Source organism: Spiribacter vilamensis (assembly GCF_004217415.1).
Lineage (GTDB): Bacteria > Pseudomonadota > Gammaproteobacteria > Nitrococcales > Nitrococcaceae > Spiribacter > Spiribacter vilamensis.
This window is the reverse complement of sequence record NZ_SHLI01000001.1, coordinates 1,112,243-1,125,378: the sequence shown is the minus strand read 5'-3', so window position 1 is coordinate 1,125,378 and position 13,136 is coordinate 1,112,243. Positions and strand designations below refer to the sequence as shown.

Genomic DNA, 13,136 nt, shown 5'->3' with positions numbered 1-13,136 from the left:
TTTGCCGGTGTCGCGAAAGCGGCAGCCGGTGTGGAAATGGGCCTCGGGCCCATTTTTTGTTCCGGGAAGGACCGGATACGACCAAACATGAAAGCGCCTGAACACGTCACAGAGCTTCTGGAGCCCGTTATCGAGGGGCTCGGTTATGAATGCGTCGGAGTGGAATTCCACCCGAGTCGGGGCAACGCGGTCCTGCGCGTATTCATCGACGGGCCGGAGGGCGTTAGTGTCGATGACTGTGCTCGCGTCAGCCACCAGGTCAGTGGCGTCCTCGACGTCGAAGACCCCATCAGCGGTGATTATACCCTCGAGGTTTCCTCGCCCGGACTCGACCGTCCGGTCTTCAAGACCTCGGACTACACGCGTTTCGCCGGCGAATCGGTCCGCATCCGGCTTCGCGAGCGGATCGACGGGCGTCGCAAGGTCACCGGCCGCCTCGCGGGTCTGACAGAGGAAGGGGTCATCGTCGAGGCGAGCGACGGGCGTACCGTCGTGCCACTGTCGTCGATTGATGGCGCACATATAGAGCTGGAGCCGTGAGCGACGGCGTATTCCAATCGGAGAACGGTAGACGATGAGCAAGGAAATTCTGCTGGTAGTCGACGCGATGGCCAACGAGAAAGGCGTCGAGCAGGAAGTGATCTTCGAGGCGATCGAGGCCGCACTCGCCTCGGCGACGCAGAAGCGCCACAGCGAGGAAATCGCGGCGCGGGTAGCGGTCAACCGCCGCACCGGCGAGTACCAGACGTTCCGGTGCTGGGAAGTCGTTGAAGATCCGGTTTCCGGCGACGGCGAAACCGAAACCGATACCGAGTCTGACTCCGACTCCGATGCCGATCCGGATCACGGGGGTGAAATCGAGTATCCGGATCAGCAGATTCCGCTGTCCCGGGCGCGCGAAATCGATCCCGAGGTCGAGGTCGGCGGTGTGATCGAAGAGCCGATGGAGTCGGTGGAATTCGGTCGCATTGCCGCGCAGACGGCCAAGCAGGTCATCGTTCAGCGTGTCCGCGATGCCGAGCGTGCCAAGGTCATCGAGGCCTACCGCGACCGCGTTGGCGAACTGATCTCCGGTGTCGTCAAACGGGTCGAGCGTGGCAATGTCTTCCTCGACCTGGGCAGCAATGCCGAGGCCTTCATCCCGCGCGAGGAGATGATCGCGCGGGAGGCCGTCCGCCCGGGTGATCGGCTGCGGGCCTGGCTCCGGGAAGTGCGCGAAGAGGCCCGCGGCCCCCAGCTGTTTGCCAGTCGGTCGGCACCGGAATTCCTGGTCGAGCTGTTCAAGCTCGAGGTCCCGGAGGTCGGCCAGGAGCTCCTCGATATCCTCGGCGCCGCCCGGGACCCGGGGCTGCGGGCCAAGATATCGGTCAACGCCCTCGACAGCCGTATCGATCCGGTGGGTGCCTGCGTGGGGATGCGCGGCTCGCGCGTCCAGGCGGTGTCCAACGAGCTCTCCGGCGAGCGCATCGACATCATTCTCTGGAATGAAAATCCGGCGCAGTTCGTGATCAACGCGATGGCGCCGGCCGAGGTCGAATCCATCGTGGTCGACGAGGATCGTCACAGCATGGACATCGCGGTGGGCGAGGATCAGCTCTCGCAGGCGATTGGTCGCGGTGGTCAGAACGTCCGGCTGGCCAGTGAGCTGACCGGTTGGGAGCTCAACGTCATGACCGCCTCCGAGGCCGAGGCGAAGAGCGAGTCCGAGGCCGCCGAGCTGGTCGAGAGTTTCGCTACGGATCTCGATGTCGACGAGGAGCTGGCCGGTCTGCTGGTGGAAGAGGGTTTCTCGAGCCTGGAGGAGATCGCCTACGTGCCGGTCGCCGAGTTGCTCGAGGTCGAAGGGTTCGACGAAGACCTGGTCAACGCGCTCCGCCAGCGCGCCCGCGACGTGCTCGCGAAGCGCGAGGCGGAGGCGGCGGCCGCCGATGCGCCGGCCGACGACCTGCTGGGCCTCGAGGGAATGGACACAGCGCTTGCCGAGCAGCTTGCGGCGAACGGGATCCGGACCATGGAGGATTTCGCGGAGCAGTCGGTGGACGACGTAATTGATATTGACGGTCTTGATGCAGAGCGCGCGGCGGCACTGATCATGAAAGCCCGCGAGCCGTGGTTCGCCGAAACCGGCGAGGACCAGGAGTAATCCCGGATCAGCCGGGACGGAGGTAATGAATATGGCGCAGAGCACAGTCAGGGATTTTGCAGACAGGACGGGCGTGCCACTGGATCGGCTGCTGATCCAGCTCCGTGAGGCGGGCATACCCCAGGATGACCCCGACGCCGCGTTGTCCGACGCGGACAAGTCGACACTGCTTGAACATATCCGCAAGACCCATGGCCGTCGTGACGACAGCGAGGACGGAGGTCCTTCGCAGATCACGCTCAAGCGGCGCAGTCACAGTCAGCTGAAAATGCCCGCCGGTGGTGGCGAGCGCCGGGCACCGCGCGGCAGTCGCGGTGCGGGTGCCGGTCGCACCGTCAATGTCGAAGTGCGCAAGAAGCGGACCTACGTCAAACGCAGCGTGGTCGAGGCGGAGGCCGCCGAGCAGGATGCCCAGGTGCTCGAGCGCGCCCTGCAGAAAGACGTGAACGCTGCCGAAGAGGCACGCCAGGCAGAGGCGCGGGTCAGGGCCGAAGCCGAGGCGAAGGCCGAGGCGGAGCGCCAGGAGCGCGAAGCGGCGGAGGCGGCCGCGGCCGCGGCCCGTGAGACCGAGGCGGACACCGGCGCGGCCGAAAAGGCAGCCGCCGAGTCATCGGCCGAGGCGCAGACCCCGGCGGATCTGGAAGCGGATTCGCAGAAGACCGAGTCCGAGGCCGCCCGAAACAAGGAAATCGAGGACGACAAGGAGCGCAAGCGCCTCGAGGCCGAGGCCAAGCGCGAGCGCGAAGCCGAGGAGCGCGCCGCTCGCAAGGCCTCGCGCGGTAAGGGCAAGGCGCGCAAGAAAGCCGAGGCCGGTGGCCGCCGATCCCGGCGGGGCGGCGCCGCCGGTGCGGCGAGCTCGGCCCTCCAGCAGGGCTTTGAGAAGCCGACCGCCCCGGTTGTGCGCGACGTCCAGGTGCCGGAGACGATCACTGTCGGCGATCTCGCCCAGCGGATGAGCGTCAAGGCCGCGGATCTGATCAAGGAGATGATGAAGCAGGGCGTCATGGCCACCATCAATCAGGCCATCGATCAGGAAACGGCCGTGCTCCTGGTCGAGGAGCTTGGCCATCGCCCGCACATCGTGCGGGAAGACGATCTCGAAGAGGCAGTGCTCAGCCAGACCACCGAGCCGGAGGGCGCCGCGGAGCCGCGCTCGGCCGTGGTGACGATCATGGGGCACGTCGACCACGGCAAGACGACGCTGCTCGACTATATCCGTCGCGCCAAGGTCGCGTCCGGTGAGGCCGGTGGTATTACCCAGCATATCGGTGCCTACCGGGTACCGTCCGAGCGGGGCGATCTCACGTTCCTGGATACCCCGGGCCACGAGGCGTTCACCGCCATGCGTGCCCGCGGTGCCCAGGTGACCGACGTCGTCATCCTGGTGGTAGCCGCGGATGACGGAGTGATGCCGCAGACCGAAGAGGCCATCAAGCATGCCCGCGCCGCGGGAGTCCCGCTGGTCGTGGCGGTCAACAAGATGGACCGCGAGGAAGCCAATCCCGACCGGGTCAAGAACGAGCTGGTCGCCCGCGAGGTTGTGCCGGAAGAGTTTGGTGGTGATGTGCAGTTCATCCCCTGCTCGGCGCTGAACGGCCAGGGAGTCGAGGCACTGCTCGAGGCCGTGGCGCTGCAGGCCGAGCTGCTCGAGCTCAAGGCGGTCCGCGATTGTCCCGCCTCGGGTGTCGTCGTCGAGTCGAGTCTTGACCGCGGTCGCGGTCCGGTCGCGACCATCCTCGTCCAGAACGGTGTGCTCAACCAGGGCGACACCATCATCTCCGGAACGGAGTTCGGCCGGGTCCGGGCGCTGCTCGACGAGCGCGGCGACCGGGTGAAGTCGGCCGGGCCTTCGACGCCCGTGGTGGTCCTGGGGCTCTCCGGGCTGCCCGAGGCGGGCGACGAGGTCCTCGCGGTCGAGGACGAGCGCAAGGCGCGCGAGCTGGTCGACCGTCGCCGCGAGAAGAGCCGCGACAAGCGGCTGCAGGCCCAGAAGGCGGCGCGGATGGACGAGCTCTTCAGCCAGTCGCAGGACGATGTCATCAAGACCGTCAATCTGGTGGTCAAGGGCGATGTCCAGGGCTCGGTGGAGGCGCTGACCCAGTCCCTCACCAACCTGGCGACCGACGAGGTGCGTATCGTGCCGGTGGCGACCGGCGTGGGCGCGATCAACGAGTCGGACGTCAACCTGGCGATCGCCTCCGAGGCGCTGCTCATCGGCTTCAACGTCCGGGCCGACGCCAAGGCGCGCCGGCTGGCGCAGGAAAATGACGTCAAGCCGCATTACTACAGCATCATTTACGATGCGATCGATCAGCTCCGTAACGCGATCAGCGGCATGCTCGAGCCCGAGACCCGCGAGCAGATCATCGGCACGGCCGAGGTCCGCGAGGTGTACCGCTCCTCGCAGCTGGGCCAGATCGCGGGCTGCCTGGTGGTCGATGGTGTCGTCCGCCGGCGTAACCCGATCCGCGTCCTGCGCAACAGCGTGGTGGTGTTCGAGGGCGATCTCGAGTCGCTGCGGCGCTTCAAGGATGATGTCAACGAGGTGCAGTCGGGTACCGAATGCGGTATCGGCGTCCGTCATTACAATGACGTCCGCGTCGGCGACCAGATCGAGTGCTACGAGCGCCTCACCATCGAGCGGACGCTGTAACGATGCCCCGGGATTTCTCGCGGGCACGCCGCGTCGGTGATCAGATCCAGCAGGAGCTCGCGGGCCTCATTCGCGACCAGGTCCGCGACCCCCGCGTGGGGTCGGTGACCGTCTCGGAAGTGCGGGTCAGCCGCGATTTCTCCTATGCCGACGTGTTCGTGACGGGACTGGGAATGGAGCCGGACGAATCGCGCGAGATGGTGCGTGTGTTGACCGGCGCGGGTAATTTCCTCCGCCGGGAGCTCGCCCGGCGGCTGACCCTGCGCAAGGTGCCGTTGCTGCGCTTCCAGTACGATCCGACCTTCGATCGCGGCGCGCGTCTCAACCGGCTGATCGACGACGTGCAGCCGGACGGGGATCCGGCGGCACCCGATAAGGACTGATCGACGGCGATGGCGCGCCGCAAGGGCCGATCAGTCGATGGCATTCTGCTGCTCGATAAACCCGCCGGGCTCACTTCGAACAAGGCGCTGCGCCAGGTCAGCCGCTGGCTGGATGCGCGCAAGGCCGGTCATACCGGCAGCCTCGATCCGCTGGCAACGGGGCTGCTGGTCCTGTGCTTCGGTGAGGCCACCAAGATCAGTGGCTGGCTGCTCGATGCAGACAAGCGCTATGTGGCGACCGCTCGGCTCGGGGTTGTCACGGACAGCGCCGACGCCGATGGCGAGGTCCTCTCGGAGCGACCGGTCCCCGCCATCGACAACCACTCGCTGGAACCGGTGCTCGCCGGCTTTCGCGGGGCGATATCGCAGGTGCCACCCATGGTCTCGGCGCTCAAGCACGAGGGCAGGCGCCTGCACGAACTCGCCCGGGAGGGTAAAACGGTCGATCGCCCCCCGCGCCCGGTCACCATCCACTCGCTGACCGGTGAGTGCCTCGCCCCGGATCGGTTGCAGCTTACGGTCGACTGCTCCAAGGGCACCTATATTCGCAGCCTGGTCGCCGATATCGGTGAGGCGCTGGGCTGCGGGGCGCACGTCGAAACCCTTCGGCGAACCGCGCTGGGGCCATTCCCGGGTGACGGCATGTGGAACCTGGAAACGCTGGAGGCCCGCCGCGAGCAGGGGCCTGATGCGCTGGATGACTTGCTGCTGACATCCGACCAGGGACTGATCGACTATCCGGCGGTAACGCTTGATGTCGGACAGGAGGCCGCCTTCTGCCAGGGCCAGGCAGCGACCGGATCCGGCGGAACACAGACGCCGACAGAGCTGTGTCGGGTTTATGCGGATACCGGGGTGTTCCTCGGCATCGGCGTTGGAGATGGTGAACATGGGGTCGCGCCGCGGCGATTGCTTGTTCAGCGCAGCCCCCACGGCTAGAATATTCAGTTGTTGTTAATCAGTTTTTCAATCAGGAGTCATTGATGTCGCTCAGCGCTCAGCAGAAGCAGGAGATCGTCCGCGATTACGGGCGTGCGGAAGGGGATACCGGATCCCCGGAAGTGCAGATCGCCCTTCTGACCGCCCGAATCCAGTACCTCACCGACCATTTCGCCACCCATAAGCAGGACCATCACTCCCGCCGCGGCCTGCTCAAGCTGGTCAACCAGCGCCGCCAGCTGCTGGACTATCTGCATCGCAAGAGCCTCGAGCGCTACCAGACCGTCATTAAACGACTGGGTCTGCGCAAGTAAGGCTTTCCACAAGAGACCAGGGGATAAATCTCAGTGACTCCAACCGCCGTCAAAAAGTCGTTCCAGTTCGGGGAACACAACGTCACGCTCGAAACCGGCAAGATCGCCCGCCAGGCGAGCGGTGCGGTCATGGTCAACATGTCCGACACCGTCGTTCTCGTGACGGTCGTCGGTAAGCGGGAGGTCGTGCCCGGGCGCAGTTTCCTCCCGCTCACCGTCAACTACCAGGAGCGGACCTACGCGGCGGGCAAGATCCCCGGTGGGTTCTTCAAGCGCGAGGGCCGGCCCTCCGAGAAAGAGACCCTGGTCTGCCGGCTCATCGACCGGCCCATCCGGCCGCTGTTCCCGAACGGCTTCACGAACGAGGTGCAGGTCGTCGCCACCGTCATCTCCATGAACTCTGAGGTGGATCCGGACATTCCGGCACTGATTGGGACCTCGGCGGCGCTGGCCGTGAGCGGGATCCCGTTCGAGGGCCCCATTGCCGCCGCCCGGGTGGGTTACAAGGATGGCGAGTTCCTGCTCAACCCGTCCTTTACCCAGCTCGAATCCTCCGAGCTTGACCTGGTGGTCGCCGGCACCGAGCAGGGTGTCCTCATGGTCGAGTCCGAGGCCAACCGGCTGCCCGAGCAGACCATGCTCGACGCGGTGCTCTACGGCCACGAGCAGATGCAGTCGGCGATCGGCGCGATCAACGAGCTCGCCGCCGAGGCAGGCAAGCCGCGCTGGGACTGGGAGCCGGAGCCGACTGACGAGTCGCTTGCCGCGAAGCTGCGCGAGCGGGCGGAAAAGCCGCTGACCGAGGCCTATGCCGTTGCCGACAAGCAGGCCCGGCAGGAAGCCATCGCGGCCGTCCGCGACGACGTTACCACCGCGCTTGTGGGAGATGCCGAGACCGAAGACGGCTACAGCGCCGATGCAGTCGGCGATGCCTTCAAGGATCTCGAGAAGTCCATCGTTCGCGGTCGCATCATTGCCGGCGAGCGGCGTATTGACGGGCGCGACAACTACAGCGTGCGCCCGATCGATATCGAGGTCGGCAGCCTGCCGCGAACGCACGGCTCGGCGATCTTCACGCGCGGCGAGACGCAGGCGATCGTGGTCAGCACGCTGGGCACGGGTCGCGACGCGCAGATCATCGACGGCATCGAGGGCGAGCGGCGCGAGCCGTTCATGCTCCATTACAACTTCCCGCCCTACTGTGTGGGCGAGGCCGGTTTCATGGGCACGCCGAAGCGTCGCGAGATCGGTCACGGCAAGCTCGCCAAGCGGGGCGTTCAGGCGGTCATGCCGGAGCCGGAAGACTGTCCCTACGTGGTCCGGGTGGTCTCCGAGATCACCGAGTCCAACGGCTCCAGTTCGATGGCAACGGTCTGCGGCACCAGTCTCTCGCTGATGGACGCCGGCGTGCCCCTCAAAGCACCGGTCGCCGGTATCGCCATGGGGTTGATCAAGGAGGGCGATGACTTCGCCGTCCTCACCGATATCCTCGGCGACGAGGATCACCTCGGCGACATGGACTTCAAGGTGGCGGGTACCGAGAACGGCGTGACCGCGCTGCAGATGGACATCAAGATCGACGGCATCACCCGCGAGGTGATGGAGCAGGCGCTTGCACAGGCCCGTGACGGCCGGCTGCACATCCTCGGCAAGATGAACGACGTCATTGCCGAGCATCGCGACGAGATGTCGGCCTACGCACCGCGTCTGATTACGCTGCGGATCGATCCCGACAAGATCCGTGACGTGATCGGCAAGGGCGGTGCGACGATCCGTCAGCTGACCGAAGAGACCGGGACGACCATCGACATCACCGACGAGGGTGTTGTCACCATTGGTTCCACCGACAAGGCGGCCGGTGAAGAGGCGCGGCGTCGGATCGAGCTGCTGACCGCCGACGTCGAGGTCGGGCAGGTCTACGAGGGCAAGGTCATCAAGCTGATGGACTTCGGTGCCTTCGTGAACATCCTCCCGGGGCGTGACGGGCTCGTGCACATCTCGCAGATCTCCGATCGTCGTGTCGAGAGTGTCGCCGATGAGCTGGCCGAGGGGCAGAGCCTGCGGGTGAAGGTGCTCGAGGTCGACCGCCAGGGACGCATTCGGCTCAGCATCAAGGCGCTGCAGGAAGAGGGCGCCGAGGGCTAGCTGCTGGCACCAGCCAGGCATGCGCCCGGCGATCGAAAAACCCCGCGGCACGAGCCCGGGGTTTTTTTATGCGCTAGAACGCGCGCTGCTGGCGGCGAAATTCCACCATTTTCTCCTGCGCGCTGACGGCCTCGCTGAGGCGTGTAATCCCGGCATCGGGTAACAGTCCGAACAGCTGGATCAGGATCTCGGCGGTGGTGAGGGAGTCGCCCAGGGCGGTGTGACGACCGCCAACGCCCACACCCAGCCGCCGCGCCACGCCCTCGAGCGTATGCTCGCCGGTGTGGTCGTGGAGCAGGATCGATAACAGCAGGGCGTCGAGCGTGGGATTGTCGAAACGTACACCGCAGCGACGCTGCTTGAGCCGCAGAAAGCGCATGTCGAAGGCGATATTGAATCCCACCAGCACGGCATCGCCGGCGAAGGCGTGGAAACGGCGGATCGCCTCTTCGACCGGGGGGGCATCGGCGACATCCTCGTCGCGAATGCCGTGGATGCTCGTGGCGAGCGCGGGAATCGAGCGCTCCGGGTTCGCCAGCAACTCGAACGTCTCGCCGTGCATGACGCGCCCCTCGTGGATGCGCACGGCACCGATGGAGACGATCTCGTCACCCTGACCCGGCGCCAGGCCGGTGGTTTCGCAGTCGAATACGACGTAATCCAGTTCGGTCAGTCGACGGTCCGCCTGATCGCCCAGGGCAAGGACCGGATCGGTCTCGTCCGCGGCAAAGTCATAGAACTCGGGGCGAGGGGCGATGATGCTCGGGCTCTCGGTTTTCGCCGGTGCCCCCGGGAGCGGCAGCCGCAACACGGCCCGACCCGGGCGGGAGAGATCCGCCTGGCTCCACGCCGTGGTGTCGTGGCGCTGCAGCACCTCGCGCAGGGAGACGGTGCCACCGACGTCATCCAGCCCGGCATCCAGCCATTCATCGAGCTGATCCGGGGCGATCACATCGCCCGACCAGTTGATGTCGAGATAGACGAGGCTGCCCTGCTCCCGTCCGGTGATGGCGACGGCCGAGACGCCCAGCGCGCCGGCCAGACGGATCAGCAGCGCCTCGATCACCTGGCTGAGCAGGTAGGGCTCGGCAGACACCCAGACATCCGCGCCGCACTGGATCCGCGGCATGCCCGTTGACTGGCGGTTTTTCTTGATGCCGGCGATGAGACTGCCGAGGTGCAGATCCTCGAGTCGCCAGTTATCCGTCACCATCGATGTGGTTTCATCCGAGAGGTGCGCGAAGGCCTCGGTCAGGCGGTGGGTCTCCTCCCGGACCATGCGACCAAACCGGTCGGCATCGGCGTCGAGATCGGCCTGCTGGGCGAGCCGCAGGCTTTCACTGACCGTGTAGAGGCTGGTCAGCGGATCGCGGAGTGACTCGACCGCCGCGCGGAGGCTCTGTTCCCGGCGCAGGGCCGCCCGGGTCTGGCGCGAGACATCGGTCAGGGTCATGACGAAGCCGTCGGTGCCGGGGTCGTCGGTGATCAAACGCGCGACCCGGCATCGCAACAGTCGCTCGCCGCTGGTCGTCGCACAGACCAGTTCGGTGTCGGCACTGCCAGTGGCGTTCGCCGCTGGCTCGATCAGGCCGAGCGCGTGCCGCAGTGGCCCGTCATTGAGCACCTCGTTGATGTTGCGGCCGAGCCCCAGCGCCGGTTCGCCGTCGAGCAGGACACGCGCGGTGCGGTTGTAGAGATTGATGCGGCCGTCGGTACCGCAGACCACGACCCCTTCACGGATCTCGCGCAGGATCGTTTCCAGCCGGGCCTTTCGAGCCTCGATGCGGGTGGTCCAGGCCGACGCCGCTTCCTCCATCTCGCGCCGGCTGCGGGCGACGGTCCCCCCGAGCTGCTCGATGGTTTCGGGCAGGCGGCCGAGCCAGTGGCGAGCGTTCAGCTCGAGCTGATGCCCCGGGTTGGATGCGGCGATAATGCCCGCACCGCGTTCGGTCGCGCTCAGCGGTCGGCCGATGCGACGGTCGATCACCAGCCCGACGCCGGCAAACGCGAGACCCACCGCGCCGCCTCCCAGCACTGGGTGGACACTGCTCAGCATCGGGGCCGCCACCGCCGCCGGAGCGGCGATCACGGCAACCGATCCCCAGAGGCGTTTGCGCAGCCGGGGTAGCCGGAACGCCCTCACCCTCAGGCGGCTCCGCTGGCCAGGGCCCTCACCCGTCCGAGGATCGTCGCCGGATCGAAGGGCTTGACGATAAAGTCGGTCGCGCCCATCGAGAACGCCTTCTCGCGCTCGACCTGCAGGCTGTGCGAAGTCAGCATCAGGATGGGTAGACCGGCAGCACCGGCAACGGCGAGCAGACGCTGGCAGAGGTCATAACCACTGCGGTCGGGCAGGGTGGTGTTGACCATGGCCATGTCGGGACAGGCCTCGTTCATGGCGGCTTCCGCCTGGGCGCAGGTACTCGCGAGTACGACGCGAAACCCCGACTGCTCGAGCAGGAACCCGAGCGCACTGGTCAGATTGGATTCATGGTCGACAATTAGAATCGTTTTAACCATAAGCCATTCAGCATCCACTGGATGCTGCCTCCTCCTCTTTTTCTGCCAGTATAGGCTACTCCCTCGGCCGTTTGTCCATGTACGCTGGCATCAAAGTCAACGAATGCCCCGGGAGAATCCCATGACGGATGCCACCGCGAGCGCGGATGCCTCGGCGATCCGCGCTTTCCTCGATTCCCATTCCCCCTTCGACCGGCTGCCGCGCGCGCTGCAGCGGCATTTCCGGGAGCATTGCGAGGTCCGCGACTACACCGCCGGCACGGTCATCCTCGAGCCCACGGCCGAACCGGCGGCGTATTTCTACCTGATCGTGGAGGGGCAGGTCCGGGCCGAGCGCCCGGGAGGCGAGCGCTTCGAGCTGGGTGCCGGCGACAACTTCCCGATGGCGGCCATGATCGGTCAGCGAGCCACGCGGACCGTCTACCGGGCGGGGACGCCGACCCAGTGCCTGCGCATCCCGCGGACGGCGTTCGAGCATTTGATCAGCGAGAGCCCGATGTTCCGCGACTACTGTCTGCGCGGGGTGAGTGGCCTGCTCGATCAGGTCCAGCAGGACATCCAGCACCGCGCCGCCGGCAATCTCGGCGGTGATACCACGATGGATACGCCCCTCGGGGAGTTGATGAACGCCCGGCCACTCACCTGCGAGGCGCAGACCTCGGTGCGTGACGCGGTGGCGGCCATGCACGCCCGCAAGGTCGGCAGCGTACTGGTCACCGACCTCGAGGAGCGCCCGCGGGGGATCTTTACGCTCCATGACCTGCGCTCGGTGGTGGCCGATGGCAGCCACCTCGACGAGTCGCTCGCGGCGGTGATGACCCGCGAGCCGATCACCCTCGATGTGAAGACCTATGCCTTCGAGGCGGTGGTGGAGATGGCCCGGCACCATATCCGGCACATGATCGTCACCGATCAGGGCGGACGCCTTGCCGGCGTTATCTCCGAGCGCGATATTTTCGCCCTGCAGCGGATCAACCTGGTCCATCTCACCCGCTCGATTACCGGTGCCGAGGACGTCGATGCGCTGGTGCTCGCCCGCGGCCAGGTGGGCGCACTAATCGACAGCATGATGGCGCACGGGGCCGGCGTCGAGCAGATCACACGGATCATTACCCTGCTCAATGACCGCACCGTCACCCGTGCCATCGAGCTGGTGCTCGCCGAGCGCGGCGACCCCGGTGTGCCCTTTACGTGGATTGCCTTCGGCAGTGAGGGACGCCGGGAACAGACCCGCGTCACGGACCAGGATAACGGCATCCTCTTCGACCCGGGCGAGGAGACGCCGGAGGCGGTCCGCGAGCGTCTCCTGCCCCTGGCCCGGCGCATCAACGAGGTCCTCGACGCCTGCGGCTTCGCGCTCTGCACGGGCAATGTCATGGCCAGCAATCCCGGCCTGTGCCTGAGCTTCGAGGAGTGGGAGGCGACGTTCCGGCGGCTGGTGGGCAGTGCCACGCCGGAGAATGTCCTTCATTCGACCATCTACTTCGATTTCCGTCCGGTCTGGGGCGATCTCGTTACCGGCGAGGCGCTGCAGCGCCGGGTCGTTGAGCTCGCGTCCGGCAACTCGGTATTCCTGCATACGCTGGCGGGCAACTGTATGGCGATCAAACCCCCGCTCGGGGTCTTTCGCGACTTCGTGACCGATCGGGATGATGACGGTGTCCACCGACTCGACCTCAAGGTCCGCGGTCTGACGCCGTTCGTCGATGCGGCGCGTGTGCTGGCGCTGCAGGCGGGTATCGCCGATGCGCATACGCAGACGCGTTTCCGGGAGCTCGCCAAAGCGGATGTCCTGACCCCGGAAGACGCCGGCGCTTTCGAGCGCTCCTTTGCCTTCGTACAGCTGCTGCGGATGCGGGAGCATCAATACCAGTCGACCAGTGGCGATCGCATGGGCAACCGGCTCGATCCCGAGGGCGTGAACCCGATGGACCGTCGCATCCTCAAGGAGGCCTTCCGCGAGGCGCGGCGACTGCACAAGAAACTCGAAGTCCGCTTCCAGCTATAAGAAAACCCCGGTGCGGGGCCACCGGGGTTGG

Annotated in this window: 10 protein-coding genes; 8 read left to right on the top strand and 2 right to left on the bottom strand. The window is 66.2% G+C overall.

Going from position 1 to position 13,136, the window contains the following annotated elements:
• The first annotated feature begins 87 nt into the window (after positions 1-87).
• From rimP to pnp, 7 genes are read left to right on the top strand one after another with little or no spacing between them, the layout of a single operon-like run.
• A complete protein-coding gene (gene rimP / locus EV698_RS05575) occupies positions 88-540 on the top strand; it encodes a ribosome maturation factor RimP (RefSeq protein ID WP_130503137.1) in 453 nt (150 codons plus the stop codon).
• A 34-nt stretch (positions 541-574) separates the two neighbouring features.
• Positions 575-2,143 carry a transcription termination factor NusA gene (gene nusA / locus EV698_RS05570; protein ID WP_130503136.1) on the top strand — a complete coding sequence of 523 codons (1,569 nt, stop codon included), beginning with the start codon at positions 575-577 and terminating at the stop codon, positions 2,141-2,143.
• A gap of 31 nt (positions 2,144-2,174) precedes the next feature.
• Positions 2,175-4,796: a translation initiation factor IF-2 gene (infB, locus tag EV698_RS05565; RefSeq protein WP_130503135.1), complete on the top strand. Its 2,622-nt coding sequence runs from the start codon at positions 2,175-2,177 to the stop codon at positions 4,794-4,796.
• A 2-nt stretch (positions 4,797-4,798) separates the two neighbouring features.
• Positions 4,799-5,179: a 30S ribosome-binding factor RbfA gene (gene rbfA, locus EV698_RS05560; RefSeq protein WP_130503134.1), complete on the top strand. Its 381-nt coding sequence runs from the start codon at positions 4,799-4,801 to the stop codon at positions 5,177-5,179.
• A gap of 9 nt (positions 5,180-5,188) precedes the next feature.
• The gene (gene truB / locus EV698_RS05555) at positions 5,189-6,118 is read left to right on the top strand and encodes a tRNA pseudouridine(55) synthase TruB (RefSeq protein WP_130503133.1); all 930 of its coding nucleotides are present in this window, start codon (positions 5,189-5,191) and stop codon (positions 6,116-6,118) included.
• 44 nt (positions 6,119-6,162) lie between these two features.
• Positions 6,163-6,432, top strand: a complete 270-nt coding sequence (gene rpsO / locus EV698_RS05550) for a 30S ribosomal protein S15 (protein WP_110883082.1) — start codon at positions 6,163-6,165, stop codon at positions 6,430-6,432.
• A gap of 33 nt (positions 6,433-6,465) precedes the next feature.
• Positions 6,466-8,577: a polyribonucleotide nucleotidyltransferase gene (gene pnp / locus EV698_RS05545; RefSeq protein WP_130503132.1), complete on the top strand. Its 2,112-nt coding sequence runs from the start codon at positions 6,466-6,468 to the stop codon at positions 8,575-8,577.
• 73 nt (positions 8,578-8,650) lie between these two features.
• Here the strand turns inward: pnp and EV698_RS05540 are convergent, their stop codons facing one another.
• Both EV698_RS05540 and EV698_RS05535 read right to left on the bottom strand, forming a co-directional pair.
• Positions 8,651-10,720: a 3'-5' exonuclease gene (locus EV698_RS05540; RefSeq protein WP_130503131.1), complete on the bottom strand. Its 2,070-nt coding sequence runs from the start codon at positions 10,718-10,720 to the stop codon at positions 8,651-8,653.
• Positions 10,721-10,722: 2 nt separating this feature from the next.
• Entirely contained in the window at positions 10,723-11,097 is a 375-nt protein-coding gene (locus EV698_RS05535; RefSeq protein WP_130503130.1) for a response regulator transcription factor, read from the bottom strand.
• Positions 11,098-11,218: 121 nt separating this feature from the next.
• On the opposite strand from EV698_RS05535, the gene EV698_RS05530 reads away from it, so the two are divergent.
• On the top strand, positions 11,219-13,105 hold the full coding sequence (locus tag EV698_RS05530; protein ID WP_130503129.1) for a DUF294 nucleotidyltransferase-like domain-containing protein: 1,887 nt from the start codon (positions 11,219-11,221) through the stop codon (positions 13,103-13,105).
• Positions 13,106-13,136 lie beyond the last annotated feature (31 nt).